Raw genomic sequence first — 23,280 nt, 5'->3', positions numbered from 1 at the left:
GGGGGCCATAGAGTTGGGTGCATGAGTTCACATTTTGACGTCGTCGTGCTGGGCGCAGGGCCCGGCGGTTATGTGGCAGCCATCCGCGCCGCCCAGCTGGGCAAGAAGGTCGCGGTCATCGAGAAGCAGTACTGGGGCGGTGTCTGCCTCAACGTGGGCTGCATCCCGACCAAGGCCCTGCTGCGCAACGCCGAGCAGGCCCACTTCGTCACGAAGGAGGCCAAGTCCTTCGGCATCAACGGCGAGTTCACCCTCGACTACGGCGTCGGCCACAAGCGTTCGCGCGGCGTCGCCGACCGCATGGTCAAGGGCGTGCACTATCTCATGAAGAAGAACAAGATCACCGAGCTGGACGGCTGGGGAGAGTTCGTCGACGAGAAGACCATCAAGGTCTCGGGCGGCAAGGACGAGCAGACGGTCACCTTCGACTCGTGCATCATCGCGGCCGGCTCGGTCACCCGTATGCTGCCCGGCGTCGAGGTCTCCGATAACGTCCTCACCTACGAGGAGCTGATCCTCGCCAACGAGATCCCCGAGAAGATCATCATCGCGGGCTCGGGCGCCATCGGCATCGAGTTCGCGTACGTCCTCCAGGCCTACGGCGTCGACGTCACCGTGGTGGAGTTCCTCGACCGCATCGTCCCGATGGAGGATCCGGAGGTCTCGGCCGAGCTCGCCAAGGCCTACAAGAAGCTGGGCGTGAAGCTCATGACGTCCACCAAGGTCGAGTCCGTCGAGGACACCGGCTCGGGTGTCAAGGTGAAGGTCTCGTCCGAGAAGAACGGTGAGCAGACCCTCGAGGCCGACAAGCTGCTGTCGGCCATCGGCTTCGCCCCGCGTACGCAGGGCTACGGGCTCGAGAAGACCGGCGTGAACCTCACCGAGCGCGGCGCCATCGAGATCGACGACTACATGCGCACCAACGTCGACGGCATCTACGCCATCGGCGACGTCACCGCCAAGCTCATGCTCGCCCACACCGCCGAGGCCCAGGGCGTCGTCGCCGCCGAGACCATCGCGGGTGCCGAGACCATGCCGATCAACTACGACATGATCCCCCGCGCGACCTACTGCCAGCCGCAGGTCGCCTCGTTCGGCTACACCGAGCAGCAGGCCAAGGACAGGGGCTACGACGTCAAGGTCGCCAAGTTCCCGTTCTCGGCCAACGGCAAGGCCCACGGACTGGGTGACGCCACCGGCTTCGTCAAGGTGGTCGCCGACGCGAAGTACGGCGAGCTGCTCGGCGCCTCGATGATCGGCCCCGACGTCACCGAGCTGCTGCCCGAGCTCGTCCTCGCCCAGATGTGGGACCTCACGGCCGAGGAGGTGGGCCGTTCGATCCACGCCCACCCGACCCTCTCCGAGGCGCTGAAGGAGGCCGTCGAGGGCATCGCGGGGCATATGATCAACCTCTGATGACAGACCCCGAGACCACCACGGAGCCCACCCGGCCGCGTCCGCGCGGCGGGTGGGTTCCCGTCTTCATCTCCCTCGCCGTCGCCCTCGTGGTGGTCGCCGGGGGAGTGGCCCACCAGTTCACGCTGCCGCCGCTGCGCGGCCGCGAGAACGCCGACCCGATGACGGTCCAGCTGGCCGGTCTCGCCCACCTCGTGGCACGAGTCGCGATGGTGGGCACCTTCGGCCTGCTCTTGGCTGGGGCGTACTTCACGCCCGTGGTCAGGCGCCACCACGAGCTCTCCGAGCGGGGGCGACAGGTGGTGGGCCTGGCGACGCACACCGCCGCGGCCTGGTTCGGCGCTTCGGTGCTCGAGGTCGTCCTGGTGGCCGGCGAGAACAACGGCGTCCCGGTGACCGAAGCGGTCCGGGCGCTGCCCGCGTTCATCTCGGCCACGCAGGCGGCCTCCGCCTGGATCGTCCCTGCGGCCATCGCTCTGGTCGTGATGCTGACGGCCCGCCACCTGCGGTCGCTCGGTGCGGTCGCTGCAATCCTCGGGCTCGGCGTGGTGTGGCAGCTCGCGCCCGTGCTGACCGGCAACGTGTCCGTGGGTGCCGACCACGACTTCGGCTCCGACATGGGGGCCATCGCCTCGATCACGTCGACCGCGCTGCTGGCGGCAGGCATCGCCTGGCTCGCCGGCGACGCCGACGACGACCAGGCCTCGCCGCGCTACCACCTGATCGCGGCCATCACCGTGCCGTTCGTCGTCCTTTCGTACGCGGTGGTGCTCTGGTACGAGATGGCCGGGACGTCCCTGTGGGCCTCCGGCTACGGTCTGCTGCGCCTCGCCGCGATCGTCCTGTGGGCGCTGGTCGGCGTGCGCGTCCTCACCGCCGTCCGGCGCGGGTCGACGCGCCGGCTCGTCGGCTGGGACCTCGCGCTGGGACTCGTGGCCTCCGCCGCAGACGTGGCGACCGCCCACATGGCGCCGCCGCGGTTCTTGGTGCCCCAGACCTCGGCTCAGATCAACTACCTCGGCTACGAGGTCCCGAACCCTCCGACGATCCCCACGCTGCTGGCCCCGGGACGCCCGAACCTCCTGCTGATGACGCTGGTCCTGCTGGTGATCGTCGCCTACTGGGCCGGCGTTGTCGTCCTGCGCCGTCGCGGTGTCGCCTGGTCGTGGGTGCGTACGGCCTCGTGGACCGTCGGCTGGCTCGTCCTCGGCTGGATCGCGACCGCGGGAATCTGGTCCTACTCGTCGGCGACGTTCTCCAAGCACATGCTCGTCCACATGACGATCAACATGATCGGCCCGGTGCTCATCGTCCTCGGCGCGCCGTCGACACTCGCGCTCCGCGCCCTGCCGACCCACCGCGACGGCCAGCTCGCAGGTGCGCGCGAGATCATCCTCGGCGTGCTCGACTGGAGGCCGATGGAGGTCTTCCTCCACCCGATCCTCGTGGGCATCAACTTCGTGGCCTCGTTCTACGTCATCTACTTCTCCGACCTGTTCGGGTTCCTGATGCGCTACCACTGGGGCCACCAGCTGATGACGTTCCACTTCCTCATCTCGGGACTGGCGTTCTTCGGGCTGGTCGTCGGCGCCGACCGGATGCCCAAGGAGCTGCCCCACATCGCGAAGCTCGGCTTCCTGTTCGCGGCCATGCCCTTCCACGCGTTCTTCGCGGTCGCGATCCTGTCGGGTGACGACCTGATCGCCCCCGACTTCTACCGATCGCTCGACCTGCCCTGGATGCACGACCTCCTCGAGGACCAGCGCATCGGTGGACAGTTCACCTGGGCGCTCGGCGAGGTGCCGATGCTGATGGTCGTGATCGCGCTCGTCATCCAGTGGTTCGTCCACGACAACAAGGAGGCCAGGCGTCGTGACCGGGCCATGGACGAGGGCCACGACGATGCGTACGAGGCCTACAACGACATGCTGCGCCAGCTCTCCGAACGCTCCGAGAAGTGAGAACCCCGTGACCGCTACCGATCCCGTCGCCGAACCGGTCCTCGAGGAGACCCTCGAGCTGGCCGTGGGCGGCATGACCTGTGCCGCCTGCGCCAACCGCATCGAGAAGAAGCTCAACAAGATCGAAGGCGTGACCGCGACAGTGAACTACGCCACCGAGCGCGCCCACGTCGTCGGTCCGGTCTCGGCCGCCGACGCGATCGCCGTCGTGACCAAGGCCGGCTACACGGCTGTCGAGGCCACCGGGGACGACTCGGAGCTGGGGCGCATCTCCGCGGACCGAATCTCCTCGCTGCGCCGACGCCTGGCCGTCGCCGCGATCCTCACCATGCCGCTGGGGAACCTGGCGATCGTGCTGGCGCTCGTGCCCCGGCTCCGCTTCCCGGGCTGGGAGTGGCTGTGCATCGCCATCGCGGCGCCGGTCGTGTTCTGGTGTGCCAAGCCGTTCCACGTCGCGACATGGCGCAACCTGCGCAACCGCTCGTTCTCGATGGACACGCTGGTCTCGCTGGGTGTGCTGTCCGCGTACTTGTGGTCGGTGATCACCGTGCTCATCGGCGCCTCCGACGAGGAGGGCTACTGGCTCGGCTACGGCATCACCCCGGCGGGCGCCGACGCGATCTACGTCGAGGTCGCCGCCGCCGTGACGACCTTCCTGCTGGCCGGGCGTTACTTCGAGGCCAGGGCGCGACGTACGGCCCAGAACGTCCTGGGTGCCCTGAACGCGCTGGCGCCCAAGGAGGTGCGCCGGCTCGAGCCCGACGGCCGGGAGGTCGTCGTGCCCGTCACCGAGATCCGTCGTGGCGACCGGTTCGTCGTCTGGGCGGGGGAGCGCGTCGCCGTCGACGGCACGGTGGCCGAAGGCGCGTCCGCCATCGACACCTCGATGATGACAGGCGAGTCGGTCCCGGCCGAGGTCACAGTCGGCTCCAACGTTCTCGGCGGCACCGTGAACCTCACCGGACGGCTCGTCGTCACCGTGGAGCGCGTCGGGGCCCACACCCAGCTCGCCCAGATGGCCGCGCTCGCCGAGCAGGCCCAGATGCGCAAGGCGAAGGTCCAGCACCTGGTCGACAGGGTCGTCGAGGTCTTCGTCCCCGCCGTGCTCATGATCTCCGCATTGACGCTGGCGGCCTGGCTCCTGACCGGTCACGGCCCGCGTTCGTCGTTCAGCGCCGCCCTGTCGGTGCTGATCATCGCCTGCCCGTGCGCGCTCGGCCTGGCCACCCCCACTGCGCTGATGGTAGGCGTGGGTCGGGGAAGCCAGCTCGGCATCCTCATCAAGACCCAGGAGGCGCTGGAGACCTCGGGTGCCATCGACACGGTCGTGCTCGACAAGACCGGCACCCTCACCGAGGGGGCGCTGACTGTCGAGTCGCTGCGGTCCGTCGGCGCGCTGCCCGACGACGACGTACGCCGGCTCGCCGCCGCCGTGGAGGCCAGCTCGGACCACCCGCTGGCGAGGGCGATCGCGGCCGAGGTGCCCGCCGACGACCGGCTCCCCGTCACTGACTTCGAGACCGTCCCCGGGCGCGGGGCCTTCGGCGTGGTCGACGGCCGGCGCGTGGGCGTCGGCAACGACGCCCTGCTGGCCGACCTCGGCGTACCGGTGCGCGACGACGTGGCCGCCCTGCTCGACGAGGCCCGGGCTGGGGGAGCGACCGCCGTCCTCGTGGCCGTGGACGGCGCCGTCGCGGGCGTGTACGTGCTCACCGACCGGATCCGCGCCAGCGCCGCGGAGGCCGTCGCGCGGTTGCGGCGGCAGGGTCTGCGTACGGTCCTGCTCACCGGCGACCACGAGCGCGCCGCGGCGGCGGTGGCCTCCCGCATCGGCGTGGACGAGTTCCGCGCCGGCGTCCTGCCGGCCGACAAGGCGACCGTGGTCGCCGAGCTCCAGCAGCAGGGCCGCCGGGTGGCGATGGTCGGTGACGGCATCAACGACGCGGCCGCGCTGGCGACCGCGGACCTGGGGATGGCGATGGTGACGGGGACCGATGTCGCCATGAAGTCGGCCGACATCATCCTCGTGCGCGACAACCTCGTGGTCGTGCCGGAAGCCATCAACCTCGCCCGCGGCACGGTGCGCACAATCCGGGGCAACCTCGTGTGGGCCTTTGGCTACAACATCGCGGCGATCCCGCTGGCAGCGTTCGGGTTGCTGAACCCGCTGATCGCCGGCATGGCGATGTCGTTGTCGTCGCTGTTCGTGGTCGGCAACTCTCTGCGCCTGAGGAATCGCCGCCTGGACCGGTGACGCCCCGGGTCCGGCTGTGCCACCATGTCGACAACGACGAGGAGGCCCCATGCCGAACACCCTGTCCGCGCAGAGCGCGGGCTCGCAGGTACAGAACAACTCCGTCTACCAGGGCCTGGTCACCGTCGGGCTCGTCGCCTACGGGATCATCCACCTGCTCATGGCCTGGATCTGCGTCCAGCTCGTGACCGGTGGGGGAGGCCAGGAGGCCTCCAACCAGGGGGCGCTGCGCGAGCTGGCCTCCCAGCCGCTGGGCGGCGTACTCCTGTGGGTGATCGCTGTCGGCATGGTCGCGCTGGCCGTCTGGCAGGCGATCGAGGCCGCCATCGGCCACACCCAGTTCGACGACAAGAAGCGGATGCGCAAGCGCATCTCGTCGGTGGGGCGGGCCGTCCTCTACTTGGCGCTCGCGTTGACCGCCGGCCGCATTGCGATGGGCGGGCAGGCGCAGAACTCCAACCAGGCGCCCCAGGACGCGTCCGGCACCCTGATGGGCATGCCCGGCGGCCCGCTGCTGGTCGGGCTCCTCGCGGCGGCGGTCGTGGCCATCGGCGTCAGCCAAGTGGTCAAGGGCGTGAAGCGGAAGTTCGTGGAGGAGGACCTCGACGGCGGCGTGCCGGAGTGGGCGAAGAAGCTCGGCACCGTCGGCTGGGTCGCCAAGGGCGTCTCGCTCGGGCTGGCCGGCCTGCTGATCGCGTGGGCGGCCGTCACCTTCGACCCGAAGAAGGCCGCCGGGCTCGACGGTGCGCTCAAGACGCTGGCCGCCGCCCCGTTCGGGGGAGTGCTGCTCGTCGCGATGGCCCTGGGTTTCCTCGCGTTCGCCGGCTACTGCTTCGTCTGGTCGCGCAACGCCCGCCACGCCCGGGGCTGAGCGTCAGGACGCAGAACGGCCGCCGGACCAGAGGGTCCGGCGGCCGCGATGCGTACGGGGTCAGCTGACCTGGGAGTCACCCGCACCCTTGGCGTGGCGCAGCCCCAGGAAGCCGAGGACCGCCATCACAAGCGCGCCGACGAAGGCCGCGGCGGAGGCGATGCCGGCGATCAGGCCCATCGTGCCGAAGGCGTACGCGTTCAGCAGCATGCCGCGCAGGGCGTTGCCCATGAACAGCGACTGGCGCAGGTCGCCGAGCTTCTTGGCCTCGGGGGTTGTCTTGTCCTGCATCTTCATGTACTCGCCGGAGACCTCCTCGTAGGTCTTGCCGTTGGAGGACTTGTTCATGTGGACGAGGATGTAGTTGTCGGCGAAGGCCTTGGCCTGGGCTCCGGTCGACATCTCCTGGCCGGCGAACTTCTCCAGCTTGGCCTTGTCCGCGGCGGGCAGCGCGTCGAGCGCGGCGCCTGACGGCATCGTGATCTTCTGCTGGCTGAGCTGGTCGTGGACCTGCTGGTTGACGAAGCTGCTGGCCCAAGCGAGCAGCCCGCCGGCGACGAGGAGGAGGGCGGCCAGCGCGAGGCCGACGTAGGAGATGAGCTTGTCGAGGACGCTGCGACGCATCGGGGACTCCTTGGGGGATCAACGTACGTACCGGTTGGTACATTCACCATTCAAGCACCTTTCCTACACTGCGTAGTAGTTGAACACTTGAGAGTTGGATCACAGCGTGCCCCGTGCTGCGAGAATGCGGGAGTGATGTCGAATCGATCCGACGACACGCCCTGCCAGGCCCCTCTGGCGCTCGCCCTGCCGCGGGCCGAGGTGGAGTCGGCCATTCCCTGCGGCGCCGACGGCGTACGCCGGGGATCGACACAGCCACGCTCGGCATGGGTGCGGCGGCGACGGTGGTGAGTGCGGCAGACTGGCCCCATGCTGGAGGCGAAGTGGTGGCCGGTGATCATCCTCCCGTCGATCGGTCTGTTCATGCTGATCGCGGGAGTGACGATGCTCGTCGACGGCCGCGACGAGGCCGCCATGAAGCGACGCCACGGCGTGATCCTCGCGGGCGTGGGCGCCCTACTCGTGGTGACCGGCGGCCTGACCGGTGCGCTCATGTCCGTCTAGCGGAATAGTTTTGATTTCAATCATGTTGTGCCCTGCATGACCACCGAGTCCATGCGTCCCCCCGTGCTCTTCCTCAGCCATGGGGCGCCCCCGCTCGCCGACGATGCCACCTGGACCGACCAGCTCCATGCGTGGTCGGCCGAGCTGCCGCGTCCGAAGGACATCCTCATGGTGTCAGCTCACTGGGAACAGGCGCCGACCACGTTGAGCTCGTTCGAGGCGAGAGTGCCGTTGGTCTATGACTTCTGGGGCTTCCCCGAGCACTACTACGAGGTCACCTACGACGCGCCACTGGCGCCCGAGCTCGCCCAGGGCGTGGCCCGCCTCATCTCGACCGTGGACAACCCCGTCCGCCACGATCCGGCACGCGGGCTCGACCACGGCGCGTACGTCCCCCTGGTCGAGTTGTTCCCCGAGGCGGACGTCCCGGTGCTGCAGATGTCCCTGCCCACGCTCGACCCGCAGGAGCTGTTCCGCCTGGGTCAGAGGCTCGGCGCCCTCCGGGACGAGGGCACCATGATCGTCGGATCGGGCTTCACCACCCACAACCTCCGTTGGTTCGACCCGCGGCGTGCCGCTGATGGCACACCCCCGTCGGCCTCGGCGGATTTCGACGCATGGGCCGCCGAGGCTATGGCCCACGGCAACGTCGACGCCCTCCTCGACTTCGAGCGTCGGGCACCCGCCCCGCACGAGGCCCATCCGCGTGCCGAGCACTGGGCGCCGCTGTACGTCGCCCTCGGCGCGGCCGACGCCACCGGCGGGATCGAGAACCGATCGGTGATCGACGGCTTCTGGTATGGCCTGTCGAAGCGGTCCTGGCAGCTGGGCTGATCTGGGGAACCTTCCGACCCCTGTCGGGGCCGCAGGCGAGCCGTACTCACCTACCGTGGAAGCGTCGAGACATCCGAGGCGAGGGGAGTGGACATGGCTACACCGCTGCGCACCGCTCTCGGCGCGCTCATCGCCCTCTCGACCGTCGTGCCGACTCTTGTGATCGGTTCGTCCTTGGGTCGCAGCGAGACGACGGCCGCTCCGGTGACCGCGGTTACCGCCGCGCCCCACCCGGAGGGCGACCATCCCGACGCCGTTCCCGTCGGGGAGCCGGCCGAAGGGGTCGAGACCCCGGAGCCGACCACCAGCACGGCGCCCTCGCCCAAGGCGACCGTACCCACGCGGCCTCCTGCGCCCCCCGCACCGCCGAAACCGTCTGCCCCGGCAACGCCGCAGCGCCAGAAGGCGTCGCGCACAGCGACGGCCGGCTGCACGCCCAACCCCGGGGCGATCCGTCCGGCGCGCTTCCAGATCTCCCGCATGGGCGTCGACGTGCCCATGATCACCGTGGGCAAGGACAAGGACGGCAACCCCGGCGCGTCCCCGTTGTCGCAGATGTACACCGCCGCCTGGTACAAGGGCTCGCCCGCGCCGGGCACCACACGCGGCAACGTGGTGGTCAACATCCACTCGTGGGCCAGCGGCCCTGCGTTGGGCAACGACCTGCGCACGAAGATGCGCACGGGTGATGTCATCCGCGTGGTTGGCACCGGCGGAACGGTCGCCTGCTACCGCTTCCGAGAGGCGATCAAGATCAAGGTGGCCACCTACGACCCGTCGTCGGGGGTCTACCTGAACCCGACCGGCAAGCCGCAGCTCGCCATCCTGACCTGCTGGGACCGCAACCCGCGGACCGGCGTCTACGAGTCTCGGATCCTGTTCTACGCCGATCCGATCCGCTGACTCGGCACCGATCGTCAGAGATAGTCGCGCGCGTCGATGCCGTGTTCCCGCAGCACGCCTCGCCCCGGTGCAGGTCGCAACGCTGGCTCGACTCGTAGCGACCGTGTCTGGCCTTGATCGCGTGGACGAGCAGGGGATGTGTGGCGAGGATGGCAACGCGCACGAGCCCCGGTGACGGCCCCCGGCGGTCACACGTAGGGTTACGACGTGACCACTCACCCCACCCTGAGCCAGACCGTCCTCGACGCGCGCGACATCCGCACGCTGGCGGAGTTCTACCGCGAGCTGCTGGGGCTGGTGTATCGGCCCGGCGACGAGCCCCCGGCCGCGGGAAAGCCCGACGACAAGGAGTGGCTGGTGCTGCGTACGCCCGACGGCGCGGCGGCGCTGGCGTTCCAGCTCGACGAGGACCTGACCGCGACCACCTGGCCCGACCCGGACGTGCCCATGCAGCTGCACCTCGACATGACCGTCCCCGACAAGGACGCCCTGACGGCGGTCCGTGAGCGCGCCCTGGCGCTCGGCGCCACGGAGATCCTGGACGAGTTCGACGACCCCGACGAGCCCCTGTACGTCTTCAGGGATCCCGCCGGGCACCCCTTCTGCGTGTTCGTCGGCTGACTTCCCCTGCTCGGCGGTTGGTTCGCGCGGGAACCGGTGCGAGCACCCGTAACTGGTCGCCTACCGGAGCTGCCGACAGCGGGACGGTCGGACGTCAGCGATCTACACGCGAAGCCAACAGTCCTTCCGGGTACCCTCCCTTCATGGAGTTTGCGCCGGGCCGATGGTGGACCAGCCCGCTTGATGTCGAGCGCCTCGCCTGGTCATCCGTGAATCTCACCAGAGTGGCAGCACAGGCGCTGGCCGATCAGCGGCAGGCGGGTGTCCACGTCGAGACCAGTCCCGAGCTGATCGCGGCCTCCTTCGCAGCGATCGAGCACCTGCGTGTGGATGGGCGTGAACCCCAAGGGTGGGCTCCCTTGTCGGGATTCTTCGAGACGGGGGAGGGCTGGGTGCGCCTCCACGCCAACTACCCCCATCACGCCGCCGCCATCACTCGGGCCCTTGGTGTCGAGACCCGGGACGAACTGCAGTGCACCCTGCGTGAGCGAAGCGCTCTGGACGTGGAAGAGATCGTCACCGCACAGCAGGGGATCGGGGTCGCGGTACGCACGGTGTCAGAGTGGCGGGCCCACCCGCACGGACGCGCCACCGCCAACGAGCCATGGGTCGCCGTTCGGGAGGGTGCCGATCGTCCAGCGCTGCCACCGGTGGAGGACGCGCCGCCGCTCGCCGGCGTACGCGTTCTTGATCTGACGCGTGTCATCGCAGGGCCCACGTGTTCGCAGCTCCTGGCCTGCCTGGGAGCCGATGTGCTGCGCATCGATCCGCCAGCCATGCCGGAACTCCTCGACCAGCACCTGTCCAACGGCATGGGGAAGCGCAGCGCGACTCTCGATCTGAATGTCCATCGCAACAAGCTGGAGGCGCTGGTCCCCGCCGCGGACGTCGTGCTCCTTGGATACCGCCCCGGTTCACTGACTCGATTCGGCCTCGACCCCGACGATCTGCTCGCCCGACATCCTCATCTCATCATCGCGTCGCTGTCAGCATGGGGGACAGACGGGCCATGGTCGCACCGCGCTGGCTTCGACTCCATCGTCCAAGCCGCCTGTGGGATCGCCGCCGAGTGCAGGAACCACGAGCGTCCCGGCGCCCTACCCGTTCAAGCTCTTGACCACTCGACCGGTTACCTCATGGCCGCGCACGTTCTCCAGCTCCTGAGGAACGCGCGGGCAGGCGTGATGCGCGCCAGCCTCCTGGGCGCGGCCCGTACTCTTCTTGCTTATCCGCCGCCTCCCGCCGAGCCGCCCGAGCTCCTGCGCGTGGACACGGTTGCGGTTGCTTCGCCCCACGGCCAGCTGACACTCACCCCGCCACCGCTGACACTTGACGGGGCCACGCTGGCACCGCCCGTCGCGGGGTACGCACAGGCCAACCCTGCATGGATTACCACGGCAGCCGGCTGAACGGCTGTCACTCATCTCGAGCCGTTGCTTCGTCCGAGAGATGGGGCAGGAGGGAATTCGATAGGGGCTTAGTGGCCCAGCGACTATCTGTCGCCCCTCGACCACGCCACGAGGCTGGCGATGTTCCCGCGGGAACTCGCCGACGCAGTCAAGCCCAGCGTCGGCCGGCTGGGGGTCGACCTGCTGGTGCTGTTCGGCAGCGTACGCAAGAGGCCAGGATCCGCCGGGGACGTCGACGTGGCGTACTCGTTCAGGCACGGTCACGCGGGCCACGACCTCGCCGTGGTGAACGCGCTGGGCGAGGCGTACGGGGACTCTCTTGACATAATGACGCTGGACCGCGCCCGGGTCGTGGCCCGGTATGCCGCGCTGGGCGAGGGCGAGGTCCTGGCCGAGCTGACGCCCCAGAAGTTCGCGAACAGCCAGACGGCGGCGTTCGGCGAGTACTGCGACACCCAGCACTTCAGGGACGCCGACCTGGAGGCGATGCAGCGATGACCCGAAGGACCTGTCGTCGGCGCCGGTCGGCGTGGCGTTCTGGCTCTCCGCCGGCCCCTAGAGGCGTGTCCGATAAGTGACATTATGTCACTGTGAAGCGATGGACCGAGCCCCGGCGCTCCTCCGCGGGGTCGGCGGCCGTGTCAGGTTTCATCGAACCTGAGGCATTGCACCGTACATGAGGCACCGTGTCCGTTTCGTTCATCCAACCTCCGTGACTACGACGGGCAGCGCTACTGGCTCTGCTGCCCAGGCTGCGGACCGACCTTCGACTCCGATCCAGCCAAGTACGCCGCCAACATGGCCTGATCCTTCGACGCACCCGGGGCTGCAGCATCACTGCTGCCGCCCGGGGTCGACTGGATCGTCGCTGAGCGATTCCACGCCGCCGATCGACATTTGGAAGATACCCCAGAGGGGTATAGTTTGCTCGGACCAGCTCGGACCAGAATCAATAGGAGGCTTTATGCGTAAGCGCCTCACGACCACCGTCGCCGCAGGAGTGCTCGGAGGAGCACTCGTGCTCACTGGCTGCAGCACCGGAGGAGACCAGGACCAAGCGACCCCCTCGTCGACCAGCCAGCACGAGGGCCACGGAAGCAGTGGCAGCAGCTCTGACAGCGGCGGGATGGAGCACCCGATGGACGGCGGGCCTGCTCCCGCGGGCATTGAGAAGGCTGCGTCTGCCAAGTACCCCGTCGGCACCGAGGTCACGCTCACTGCTGACCACATGGAGGGCATGGATGGCGCGAAGGCCACGATCGCCGGGGCATTCGACACCTTCACCTACGCGGTGAACTTCACACCCACCTCCGGCGGGGAGCCGATCACCGACCACAAGTGGGTTGTCCAGGAGGAGATCAAAGACGCCGGCGACCAGCGCCTGGCCGACGGCACCGAGGTCACCCTGGAGGCCGAACACATGAAGGGCATGAAGGACGCGAAGGCCACCATTGCCTCCTCCACCGACGAGACCGTCTACATGGTCGACTACGAGGCTGACGGAATGAAGATGACCAACCACAAGTGGGTCGTCGAGAGCGAGATCAAGCCGGCCTCCTGAGCCGTCCGTCGGAGCCCCAGAAGGCCCGTGGCGAGATAGACCAGACCCGATCGAGGGGAAGCGAGAGCAATGACGAACCCGTCCACGCACCACCACGGCGACGCCGACGAGGCCGTGCACGGCGAGCCCGACGCCGTCACGGCGACCGACGGCGCGCACGCGGCGCACGACGGCCATGGCATGGACCACGCCGGACACGACGATCACGGCAGCGGCCATGGCGGACATGCCGGGCATGGGGACCACGTGGGCCAGTTCCGCCGGTTGTTCTGGATCAACCTCGTCATCGCGGTCCCCGTGGTCGCGCTCTCCCCCATGTTCGCCATGCTTCTGGGGTACTCCGTGCCCGGCTGGGCGGGCTGGGCCGCTGCGGTGCTCGGCACCGTCATGTACGCCTGGGGCGGCACGCCGTTCCTCACCGGTGCTTGGAGCGAACTCAAGAGCCGTCAGCCCGGGATGATGTTGCTGATCGCGCTCGGCATCACCGTGGCGTTCCTCGCCTCCTGGGCCGCCACCGTCGGGCTCGTTCACCACGAGCTCGAGTTCTGGTGGGAGCTGGCGCTGCTGATCGTCATCATGCTCCTCGGCCACTGGATCGAGATGCGCTCCCTGGCCCAGACCACCTCCGCGCTCGATTCCCTCGCCGCACTGCTGCCCGACGAGGCCGAGCGCGTCGAGGGCGACGACGTCATCAAGGTCGACCCAACTGACCTCCGCATCGGCGACGTCGTCATCGTCCGCCCCGGCGGCAGCGTTCCCGCCGACGGCACCGTCGTCGACGGCCGCGCCGACATGGACGAGTCCATGATCACCGGAGAGTCACGCCCGGTCGCCCGCGGCGAGGGCGACCAGGTCACCGCCGGCACCGTGGCCACCGACTCCGGCCTACGCGTGGAGATCACCGCCACCGGCGACGACACCGCACTGGCCGGCATCAACAGGCTCGTCGCCGAGGCGCAAGGCTCCTCCTCCCGCGCGCAGCGCATCGCCGACCGCGCCGCCGCCCTGCTGTTCTGGTTCGCCCTCGGAGCGGCCCTGATCACGGCAGTCGTCTGGACGCTCTTCGGGCTGCCTGATGAGGCCGTAGTGCGCACCGTCACCGTGCTGGTCATCGCCTGCCCCCACGCCCTGGGCCTGGCGATCCCACTGGTCGTGTCCATCGCCACCGAGCGCGCCGCGCGCGGCGGTGTCCTGATCAAGGACCGCCTCGCCCTGGAATCGATGCGGCAAGTCGATGCAGTTCTGTTCGACAAGACCGGCACGTTGACCCGGGGCGAGCCCATCGTCACCGGCGTCGAGCCGACCGAAGACCAGGACGCCGACCAAGTGCTCGCCCTGGCCGCCTCCGCCGAGGCCGACAGCGAGCACCCCCTCGCCCGGGCCATCGTCGCCGCCGCCAAGGAACGCGGTCTCGCCCTCAAGCCGGCCGGCGGGTTCACCTCCTCGCCTGCGGTCGGCGTCACCGCGACCGTGGCCGGCCAGGAGATTCGCGTCGGCGGACCTCGACTGCTCGAAGAGACCAGGCAGAACGAGATCGATGCCGCCGAAATCTGGCGAACCGAGGGCGCGATCATCCTGCACGTCCTGCAGAACGGCGACGTGATCGGCGGCCTCAAGCTCGCCGACGAGGTCCGCCCGGAGTCCAGCGACGCCGTCGAAGCGCTGCACCGGCTCGGCGTCGAGGTCGTCATGATCACCGGCGACGCCGAGGCCGTCGCGAACGAGGTCGGCCAGGAACTCGGCATCGACCGCGTCTTCGCCGGGGTCCGCCCCGAAGACAAGTCCGCCACGGTCGCCGCGCTGCAGCACGAGGGCAAGAAGGTCGCCATGGTCGGCGACGGCGTCAACGACGCCCCCGCACTCGCCCAAGCCGACGTCGGCATCGCCATCGGAGCCGGAACAGACGTCGCCATCGCCTCCGCCGGCGTCATCCTCGCCAGCTCCGACCCGCGCAGCGTCCTCTCGGTCATCCAGCTCTCCCGCGCCGCCTATCGGAAGATGAAGCAGAATCTGTGGTGGGCCGCCGGCTACAACCTCATCTCCGTCCCGCTCGCGGCCGGCGTCCTCGCCCCCATCGGGTTCGTCCTGCCCATGTCGATCGGCGCGATCCTGATGTCCCTGTCCACCGTCGTCGTCGCGCTCAACGCCCAGCTACTGCGGCGCATCGACCTCACCCCAGAAGCCAGCACCCGCTCCGTCCTGGAGCACCACAAGTGAAGGACACCCCCATGAACACCGACACCACCGAGATCGGGTCCGACACCGGGACTCATCAACACGGCTACACCAGCGACAAGGACCGCTACCGCAGCCGAATGAAACGCATCGAAGGCCAGGCTCGCGGCATCGGCAAGATGATCGACGACGAGAAGTACTGCATCGACATTCTCACCCAGGTCTCCGCGCTCACCCGGGCCCTGCAGGGCGTGGCGACCGGCCTACTCGACGACCATCTCAAGCACTGCGTCCTCGACGCCGCCAAGCAAGGCGACAACGACGCCGCCATCGCCAAGATCCAGGAAGCCACCGACGCCATCAACCGCCTCGTCCGCTCCTAAGAACCAAGCCCACCCGTCACGCCCCTGGCGGCGGACTCGACCAAGGGTTACGCAAGGCTCGCCAGCGGCGCCACATCGACCAATTCTCAACCAATCGAACTGGCCATATTCGATCCGGCCCCCACCCGCTATGAAGCGTGCGAAGCAGAATCCCAAGTATCCAGTGGGGGCTCCCAAGTCAGTTTGCCTCAGGTTGGATGCAAAATATCCGTCGCTGTGGTTGCATCCAACCTGAGGCACCGCGTCAGAATCGACGCTCGTGCCTCATCATGGATGCAACCTGACAGGCCGCCCCTTGGACGACTAGGCTCCCGCGCATGGACGCCTACACCGTCGGACAGCTGTCGCCGGAGACGTGGGGCGACTTCGCCGAGCTCGTGGAACGGAACAACGGGGTCTACGGAGGCTGCTGGTGCATCGCGTACCACTCCCGTGAGGAACGCGTTGGTTCGGACAACCGAGAGGCGAAGTTCCAGCTGGTGCAGCGTGATCGTGCGCACGCCGCGCTGGTCTACGACTCCGAGGGCAAAGTCCAGGGATGGGCGCAGTACGGGCCGCCCGCCGAGCTCAAGGGTTTCAAGCACAAGCGTGCCTACGACAAGGAGCCTCCCCCGCGGCCAGACTGGCGGATCGCGTGCGTCTTCGTCGACAAGCAGCATCGTGGCCAGGGTGTCGCCCGAGCGGCGCTTGCCGGAGCGCTCGAGCAGATCGGGGCTGCCGGTGGCGGGCTCGTCGAGGCCATCTCCGAGACGACCGATGGACGGGTGGCTCAATCACGATTCCTCTTCACCGCGACGGCCGAGCTCCTGGAGGACCTCGGTTTCGCCCGGACGCGACAGGTGGGCAAGCACGCCTGGATCCTCAGCCGTCGCGTCAAAGGCCGCTGAGCGGCCCATGGGCCAGTGCCCGGACGGCGCAGGGCCACCAGCCGTGCCATGATCACCGCATGACCGACAGCCGCCGGGAAGCGCGCCTCGCCGAGCTGGTCGCGCTGCGTCGCGTGCGCGACCGCATGGACCGCGAGTACGCGAGCCCCCTCGACGTGGAGTCGCTGGCCCAGGACGTCCACATGTCGGCCGGACACCTGAGCCGACGCTTCAAGGTCGCCTACGGGGAGTCTCCGTACGCATACCTCATGACCAGGCGCATCGAGCGGGCAATGGCACTGCTGCGCACGACCGACCTCAGCGTCACCGACGTGTGCTTCGCCGTTGGCAGCTCGTCGCTGGGCACGTTCAGCACGCGGTTCAGCGAGCTCGTCGGCATGAGCCCCAGCCGCTACCGCGAGCAGGCGGTCAGCCAGCTCGACGACTCGCTGCCGTGCATCGGGATGCGCGTCGACAGACCGATCAGGAATCGAGAAGCGGCCGCCCACGAGGGCGCCTAGCGTGGTGGTCATGGCACTCACCATCCACTCCAGCTTCCTCCCCCACCGCGACCCCGAGGAATCGCTTGCGTTCTACCGCGACGTCCTCGGCTTCGAGGTGCGTCTCGACGTCGACCAGGGCGACCTGCGCTGGATCACCGTCGGCCCCGCCGACCAGCCCGACACCAACGTCGTCCTCCAGCCGCCGGTGTGCGACCCGACCATCAGCGAGGCCGAGCGCACCGTCATCGAGGACCTGATGGCCAAGGGCACGTACGCCGCCCTGAACCTCGCGACCGATGACCTCGACCAGACCTTCGACTCACTCGTCTCGCGCGGCGCCGATGTCGTCCAGGAGCCGAAGGACCAGCCGTACGGCCTGCGGGACTGTGCGGTCCGCGACCCTGCCGGCAACCTGATCCGCATCAAGCAGAACTGAGGAGCCCCGATGGCGACGACGAAGAAGACCACGCCGGCCAAGAAGCCAGCAGCGAAGAAGGCCGCCGAGGCCACGGCCGATCAAGGCTTCTCCACCGAGGAGAAGGCGGCTGTCAAGCAGGCCGCGGCTGAGAAGCGGCGTACGAGCAGCGGCAAGAACACCGAGGCCGACGTGCTGGCGGCGATCGAGGCCATGGACGCCCCCGACAAGCAGATCGCCACGGGCCTGCACGCCCTGGTCAAGAGGATCGCCCCCGAGCTGCACGCCCGCACCTGGTACGGGTTCCCCGCGTACGCGAAGGAGCCCAAGGGTCCGGTGATCTTCTTCTACCAGTTCGCCGGCAAGTTCAAGACCCGGTACGGCACGCTCGGCTTCAACCACGACGCAGCCCTCGACGACGGCACGATGTGGCCGGTGACGTACGCGCTGACGACCTGGGACGACGACATCGAGAAGAAGGTCGCCGCGCTCATCGAGCAGGCCATCGCCTGATGGCTCCCCCGCACGATCAGTCCGCCGGACGCGCCACTAGTATCGACATGTTGATGCACGCGGACGTTCCGTCGTGCGTCCCGTCGGATGTCCAAGGAGGATCCCGTGCCTGCACAGAAGGATTCGATCGCCGCGGGCCGTCGCACCGCGCCCGCCCGCCTCGTTCTGGTCCGCCACGGCCAGAGCCTGGGCAACGTGGCGGACGTCGAGGCGCGCAAGGCCGGTCGGGGCCACCTCGAGCTCGATTACCGCGACGCGGACACCCCGCTGTCCGACCTCGGACGCGAGCAGGCCACCGCCCTCGGCCGGTTCCTCAAGGGTCTCCCCGAAGACGAGTGCCCGCAGGTCGTCCTCGCCTCCCCCTACGAACGCGCCCGTCGGACCGCCGAGACCGCCCTCACGACAGCTGGCCTCGACCACACTCTGGTCCTCGACGAGCGCCTCCGCGAGCGCGACCTCGGCATCTTCGACGGCCTGACCGGTCAGGGCATCCGCGAGCGCTACCCCGAGGAGTCCGAGCGCCGCAGTCGCATCGGAAAGTTCTACTACCGGCCACCGGGCGGCGAGTCGTGGTGCGACGTCGCGCTCCGCGTACGCAGCGTGCTCGCCGACATCCGCCAGGAGTACGCCGACGAGCACGTCTGGGTCTTCAGCCACCAGGCGGTCATCATGAGCTTCCGCCTCGTCGTCGAGGGTCTGGACGAGCAGTCGCTCATCGGCATCGACAACGAGTCGCCCATGGCCAACTGCTCCATGACCTCCTACACGCGCACCGACGACGGCTCGCTCGAGCTCGAGGCGTACGCGGCCACGGCCCCGCTCGAGGACGAGGGCGCCGAGACGACCCACGAGGAGCCACAGGACGAGCAGGCGCAGCCGTGAGCGATCCGCGCGTCATCTCCCCCGGTTTCCTGCGCGACTGGCCGCTACCCGACGGCGGCGGCAACAAGGAGAGCCAGGGCCGCGTACTCGTCGTCGGCGGCAGCGTCCCCATGCCCGGCGGCGCCCTGCTGGCGGCCGAGGCGGCCCTGCGTGGCGGTGCCGGCAAGCTCCAGATCGCCACACCCGAACCCATCGCTTTGCCGATGGCCATGCAGGTCCCCGAGGCCTTCGTCGCCGGGTTGCCCTGCGACGACGAGGGCGACCTGACCGCGGCCGGCGCCGACCGTGTGGTCGAGCTGGCCGAGGGATGCACGGCGGTGCTGCTCGGTCCCGGCATCATGTCCCCCACCGCCGCGTGCGCCCTCTTGGAACAGGTGGTGCCGCGCCTGGACGTCCCCGTCGTGATCGACGCGCTCGGCATGGCCTACCTGACCAAGCACCGCGACGGACTCCACCACCTCGAGGGACGCGCCATCGTGTCCCCCAACGCCGGCGAGCTCGCCGAGACGCTCGGCGTAGACGAGGACGAGATCGGTGACGCCCCTCTCCCCCACGCGCTCCGGCTCGCCACCGACGCCGGCACCGTGGTCGTGACGGGTGGCTCGACCACCTTCGTCGTCGATCCCTCCGGGAGCACCTGGCAGGACGAGACCGGCGGTGAGGGCATGGCCGTCTCCGGCTCCGGCGACGTCAAGGCCGGGCTGCTCTTGGGACTGCTCGGCCGCGGTGCCGAGCCGGCCCAGGCGGCCGCGTGGGGCGCGTACGTGCACGGTCGCGCCGGAGAGCGGCTCGTCGCAAGCTTCGGCCGACGCGGCTATCTGGCTCGCGACCTGCTCCAGGCGATCCCCCGGGGGCTCGCCGAGCTCGACGGCTGACAACGACGTCCGGCGTTGTCGCCCGTGCGCTACTTCATCCCCGGCGAGGCGCCGAAACCGGAATGATCGGGCGCGCTCGCGCGGGCGGCGCTGCGGTGAGGCTTCGAAACCTGACACCGAGCCCAGACCCGCTGATCCGCGCTCACTGGACTCATTCGGATGCTCAGCGCCTCGGCCAGAGTGGGTGGAGAGGCCCTCGCGGCGCGAGGGGTTTTCGTCTTCCGGGGACAGTGAGCGGGGCCGCCGCAACGTCGCGACGACCCCGCGGGAGTGTCAGCCGAAGCTGACCTGGCGGCCCAGCGTGCCGTTGAGCGACTTGAGGTACGCCGGCGACCCGACGACCTGGGCCTGCTGCTGCAGATGGGCGAGCCGGTCCTTCAGGCCGAGACGAGCGACGGGCCGCTCGTTGCCGTCGGCCTGGACGAATGCGCCCAAGTCGGCCACTCCCTTCTTGAGCAGCGCCACCTCCGCGGACTGCTTCGCGGCCAGACGCTGCGCGTACCAGCCAGACGACAGGATGGCCTCGCGCCCGAACTGTGCCCGGAACTCCGGCGAGTCGAGGGTCCAGCCCTCCTCGCTGGTGCCGTTGGCCATGATCTCCAGCAGCGCCCTCAACGGCGGTACGGCCAGCTCGACCGTCCCGTCGGCGAAGTACGCCTGGGCCACGCGCCGGTGAGTGGTCACGACGACGTCGATGCTATCGGCGAACACGTCGCGGTCCTGAAGCTCGGGCTTGAGCATCTCCTCTGTGAACACCATGTCGGGATGCAGGAAAATCCGGCCGAAGAAGGTCGCGGCGAAAGCGGCGTTCATGCGGTACCCGAGCCGGCTGGCGGCGATGGTCCGGCCGTCGTGCTCGAAGTCCTCCAGCTTGTCGAGCATGCCCTGCTCTATGAGCGACGAGGCGCGCCGCTCGTCCGGCGTCATGCGGCTGAACAGCTCGGGGACCAGCAAAGAGATGTCGTGGTCGACGCGCACGTCCGGCCCGATGACGCCGGCGCTTGACAGCCAGCCGTCGGTCTCTGTCAGGGCATAGCTGAGGAGGGCGGCGTTCAGGTCGACCGGCGCGGGCATCGCGTTGAAGGGACCTTTGGTCATGGCACCCTCGGAGCCGGCGCCGGTGGTCGACGGCGACTTGCCTGTCATCGAGCTGATGAACTCCATGAACAGCTCGGGCAGCTCCATGTAGTGCAGCGGGTTGTAGGCGCACAGTGGCGGTACGCCGTCGTCGGCCGCGTTGTTGCGGCGGCCGGCTGCGACGACGTCGACCGGCAGGCGGACGGGCTCGTCGGCGCGTACGCCCTGATGGAGGTGAACCGCGAGGTCGGCCGCAGCCGTCGCCTCGGGGTTCATGAGGTCGGGACGCCGCTGCAGGTAGCGCGGGTTCTTCGTCCGCTTGCCTCCCGCGACGATCCGTGGCTCGGAGCTCACGGCCAGGAAGCGCGGCGACTCGTCATCCTCGCCCGCGGCGAACTCGCGCACGAGGTCGGCCATCGGCGCGGTGAAGCGGCTCATGCCGGGCGCGTCGGCGACCATCTCGCGGGCCTCGGCGCGTGTCAGCGGTTGGAAGTTCGAGATGAACGAGTCGGTGCCCGCGAGGTCCTTCTCGGTCTGCTTGTCGTAGCCGCGGTGGATCGCGTCGTCGGGCCGCTGGAACAGCAGCTGCTCGCAGTTGCGGACATACTTCGCCGACACCGGGCTCGACGTCGGCTCGACCGGCGGGGCCACCACCGAGGCGGTGATGTCGTCCTCGGTCTGGACCTTCATCGCGGGCGAGAAGTCCGGACGCAGGCTGAACAGGCGCCAGCTGCCGTCGGCCTCGAAGCCCACACGCAGCATGTTGACCTGGATCTTCTCGCCGTCGAGCTGGACCGAGTTGCCGCGGCGCCCGTTGATCTGGCCGACGCTGAAGTGGGAGCGCCAGTCGTCGCCCCACTCCGGCCTGTAGTAACGCTTCACGGTGAAGACCAGCTCGGTGATGTGCGGAGGGATCGTCGCGAGCCACTCGTTGTAGGCATCGGTGTAGTCCTCGCGCTGCGTGAGCAGCTTGATGACCGAGCCCAGCGAGCGGCGGTCCGACAGCAGCGGGCGGTCGTCGTGGCGCGCAGGGTCACTGAAGCGGTCGGAGTAGTCGCGCTCGAGGAGCTCCTGCACGCGGTCCATGTCGGCGTCGAAGTTGGCGGCGTACGCGGAGCCGAACACGAACGCGTCCAGCAGCGACTTGCTGATCTCCGACTTGCCGCCGCCGCTGACGGTGGCGGGCTTGTGGCACTGGGTCGACGTCGGCGACGTGCCGACCAGGTGCCACTGGGTGGGGTCGGCCTCGCGCGGCTTGCAGTGGACGCGGTAGCCGTTGGGTGCCAGGTAGGTCAGGCCCTCGCGCAGCGGGATCTCACCGGCCGAGCCGTCGGGGTTGGTCCAGGCGATCGTCTGCTCGCGCATCGAGTAGGCGGCCCTGCCCGGCACCACCACGAGGTGCGGCTGCTCGAGGTCCAGCGCGTGGCCCTCGGGCTGCATCTCGAACCGCTCGGGGTCGCGCTCGACGACCGACGCCACGGTCTGGTCCTCGGGCGTGTACGTGTCCTCCCACTCGGTGCCGAGGTTGTATGCCGGGAAGGTCAGCGCGCCGCCGGAGTGCTCCTCCTCCGCCAGGCCGAACAGGTTGGCCGAGTAGGAGATCTGCGTCTTGACCTCCTTCTTGCAGTAGCCGTAGTAGTTGTCGGCGATGACGGTGACCATGACACCGCGCTCGTCGCGGGCGCAGACCTTGAACGCCTGGCCGCCGTTGTAGAGGTCGGACTCGTCGCTCCAGCACATGCCGTCGCGGCGCTGGCGCTCGGTCGCCTCGGACTCGTGGGGCAGGCCGAGCTCCTTCTTCGTCACCTTCGTCAGGTGGGGCGCGAGGATGACGGCGCCGGTGGTCCCGGTCCACGACTCGGGGTCCAGGGAGGCGTCGTTCTCGGGCAGGTGCGGGTCGCCCGCGTTGCCGAAGATTCCCTCGACGAAGTCGAGGTTGCTCACCAGCCCACCGGGGACGATGAAGCGGGTCTCCATGGTGCGCTCGGCGGCGAAGCCCGGGACGGCGGGCACGACAAGCGGCCGCATCAGCAGCGAGACGAAGCACGCGGCGGGCTCGGGCTGGTTCGCGGTCCACGGAAGCACCATGTCGTCGTGCGGCGGCTGGAAGGCGCGCTCGACCAGCCGACCGAACACCGCGACGGGCACGGCCAGCTTGTCGTCTGGGATGGGCAGACCGCCCTCGCTGACGTGGAAGACCCCAGCGGTCGTACGCCGGTCGTTGGCCGGGTTGTGCAGGACGCCGTTGCCGAGCCGATAGCTGGTCAGCAGCTCGGAGGAGAACTCGTCGCCGTCGGCCGGCAGGCTGAGCGTACGCGCCAGGCCAGCCTGGTCGAGGACGAACGTCTGGTGAGGCAGGCGCGGGTGCGTACCCGTCCCGGCGAGGTAGTCGTCCAGGAACGCCTGGATGCGGTTGTCGGCCGCGCAGAGCCGGTCGGCCAGTCGGCGCGACAGCTCGCGCTGGCGCGCGATGAGCGGGCGGACGAGGGCGGCGGACGCGTCGTCCCCACCCCCGACCGGCGGCAGGCCCAGCAGGGCCAGACGCATGTCGATGGCTGCGGTCGTGTCGGCAGGAGAGGTGGCCATGCCTCCATTCAAACCCGGCGAGACATGCGCACTTTCAGGGGGGCCAC

At 69.1% G+C, this 23,280-nt stretch carries 21 protein-coding genes; 19 read left to right on the top strand and 2 right to left on the bottom strand.

The annotated features are described in order from the left end of the window. The first annotated feature begins 21 nt into the window (after positions 1-21). The 4 genes from lpdA to ACYVGD_RS05930 are packed head-to-tail and all read left to right on the top strand — an operon-like array spanning position 22 to position 6,502. Positions 22-1,416, top strand: a complete 1,395-nt coding sequence (lpdA, locus tag ACYVGD_RS05945; RefSeq protein WP_460742092.1) for a dihydrolipoyl dehydrogenase — start codon at positions 22-24, stop codon at positions 1,414-1,416. Then, positions 1,416-3,377: a cytochrome c oxidase assembly protein gene (locus ACYVGD_RS05940; RefSeq protein WP_460742091.1), complete on the top strand. Its 1,962-nt coding sequence runs from the start codon at positions 1,416-1,418 to the stop codon at positions 3,375-3,377. Before lpdA ends, ACYVGD_RS05940 begins: the two co-directional genes overlap by 1 nt. 7 nt (positions 3,378-3,384) lie before the next feature. Next, entirely contained in the window at positions 3,385-5,631 is a 2,247-nt protein-coding gene (locus ACYVGD_RS05935; RefSeq protein ID WP_460742090.1) for a heavy metal translocating P-type ATPase, read from the top strand. 49 nt (positions 5,632-5,680) lie between these two features. Beyond that, a complete protein-coding gene (locus ACYVGD_RS05930; protein ID WP_460742089.1) occupies positions 5,681-6,502 on the top strand; it encodes a DUF1206 domain-containing protein in 822 nt (273 codons plus the stop codon). Between the two features lie 60 nt (positions 6,503-6,562). Here the strand turns inward: ACYVGD_RS05930 and ACYVGD_RS05925 are convergent, their stop codons facing one another. Next, on the bottom strand, positions 6,563-7,126 hold the full coding sequence (locus tag ACYVGD_RS05925; RefSeq protein ID WP_460742087.1) for a hypothetical protein: 564 nt from the start codon (positions 7,124-7,126) through the stop codon (positions 6,563-6,565). Between the two features lie 309 nt (positions 7,127-7,435). Here ACYVGD_RS05925 and ACYVGD_RS05920 point away from each other — a divergent pair, with 309 nt between their 5' ends. The 15 genes from ACYVGD_RS05920 to ACYVGD_RS05850 all read left to right on the top strand — a co-directional run bounded on the left by ACYVGD_RS05920 (position 7,436) and on the right by ACYVGD_RS05850 (position 19,570). Beyond that, on the top strand, positions 7,436-7,630 hold the full coding sequence (locus tag ACYVGD_RS05920; RefSeq protein WP_460742086.1) for a hypothetical protein: 195 nt from the start codon (positions 7,436-7,438) through the stop codon (positions 7,628-7,630). A 36-nt stretch (positions 7,631-7,666) separates the two neighbouring features. Further along, positions 7,667-8,464, top strand: coding sequence for a dioxygenase family protein (locus ACYVGD_RS05915; protein ID WP_460742085.1), 798 nt, complete (start codon positions 7,667-7,669; stop codon positions 8,462-8,464). A gap of 93 nt (positions 8,465-8,557) precedes the next feature. After that, positions 8,558-9,367, top strand: a complete 810-nt coding sequence (locus tag ACYVGD_RS05910; RefSeq protein WP_460742084.1) for a class F sortase — start codon at positions 8,558-8,560, stop codon at positions 9,365-9,367. Between the two features lie 207 nt (positions 9,368-9,574). Next, positions 9,575-9,988, top strand: a complete 414-nt coding sequence (locus ACYVGD_RS05905; RefSeq protein ID WP_460742083.1) for a VOC family protein — start codon at positions 9,575-9,577, stop codon at positions 9,986-9,988. Between the two features lie 143 nt (positions 9,989-10,131). Further along, positions 10,132-11,397 (top strand): CoA transferase, encoded by a 1,266-nt coding sequence (locus ACYVGD_RS05900; RefSeq protein WP_460742082.1) that lies wholly within the window; start codon positions 10,132-10,134, stop codon positions 11,395-11,397. A gap of 120 nt (positions 11,398-11,517) precedes the next feature. Next, positions 11,518-11,895, top strand: a complete 378-nt coding sequence (locus tag ACYVGD_RS05895) for a hypothetical protein (protein ID WP_460742080.1) — start codon at positions 11,518-11,520, stop codon at positions 11,893-11,895. Between the two features lie 466 nt (positions 11,896-12,361). Further along, positions 12,362-12,958, top strand: coding sequence for a YdhK family protein (locus ACYVGD_RS05890; RefSeq protein ID WP_460742079.1), 597 nt, complete (start codon positions 12,362-12,364; stop codon positions 12,956-12,958). 69 nt (positions 12,959-13,027) lie between these two features. Beyond that, positions 13,028-15,175, top strand: coding sequence for a heavy metal translocating P-type ATPase (locus ACYVGD_RS05885; RefSeq protein ID WP_460742078.1), 2,148 nt, complete (start codon positions 13,028-13,030; stop codon positions 15,173-15,175). Between the two features lie 11 nt (positions 15,176-15,186). Beyond that, positions 15,187-15,516 (top strand): metal-sensitive transcriptional regulator, encoded by a 330-nt coding sequence (locus ACYVGD_RS05880; RefSeq protein WP_460742077.1) that lies wholly within the window; start codon positions 15,187-15,189, stop codon positions 15,514-15,516. 317 nt (positions 15,517-15,833) lie between these two features. Then, positions 15,834-16,403: a GNAT family N-acetyltransferase gene (locus ACYVGD_RS05875; protein WP_460742076.1), complete on the top strand. Its 570-nt coding sequence runs from the start codon at positions 15,834-15,836 to the stop codon at positions 16,401-16,403. Positions 16,404-16,462: 59 nt separating this feature from the next. Further along, on the top strand, positions 16,463-16,903 hold the full coding sequence (locus tag ACYVGD_RS05870) for a helix-turn-helix transcriptional regulator (protein WP_460742075.1): 441 nt from the start codon (positions 16,463-16,465) through the stop codon (positions 16,901-16,903). A 10-nt stretch (positions 16,904-16,913) separates the two neighbouring features. Beyond that, positions 16,914-17,321, top strand: a complete 408-nt coding sequence (locus ACYVGD_RS05865) for a VOC family protein (RefSeq protein WP_460742074.1) — start codon at positions 16,914-16,916, stop codon at positions 17,319-17,321. A 9-nt stretch (positions 17,322-17,330) separates the two neighbouring features. Next, the gene (locus ACYVGD_RS05860; protein WP_460742073.1) at positions 17,331-17,813 is read left to right on the top strand and encodes a hypothetical protein; all 483 of its coding nucleotides are present in this window, start codon (positions 17,331-17,333) and stop codon (positions 17,811-17,813) included. 105 nt (positions 17,814-17,918) lie between these two features. Further along, positions 17,919-18,695, top strand: a complete 777-nt coding sequence (locus ACYVGD_RS05855; protein ID WP_460742072.1) for a histidine phosphatase family protein — start codon at positions 17,919-17,921, stop codon at positions 18,693-18,695. Continuing rightward, positions 18,692-19,570, top strand: coding sequence for an NAD(P)H-hydrate dehydratase (locus ACYVGD_RS05850; protein ID WP_460742071.1), 879 nt, complete (start codon positions 18,692-18,694; stop codon positions 19,568-19,570). Before ACYVGD_RS05855 ends, ACYVGD_RS05850 begins: the two co-directional genes overlap by 4 nt. Before the next feature lie 273 nt (positions 19,571-19,843). Here the strand turns inward: ACYVGD_RS05850 and ACYVGD_RS05845 are convergent, their stop codons facing one another. Further along, the gene (locus tag ACYVGD_RS05845; protein ID WP_460742069.1) at positions 19,844-23,233 is read right to left on the bottom strand and encodes a hypothetical protein; all 3,390 of its coding nucleotides are present in this window, start codon (positions 23,231-23,233) and stop codon (positions 19,844-19,846) included. Positions 23,234-23,280: the final 47 nt, after the last annotated feature.

The sequence above is a fragment of the Mariniluteicoccus endophyticus genome, assembly GCF_054780035.1.
This window is presented reverse-complemented; position numbering and strand designations above follow the sequence as displayed.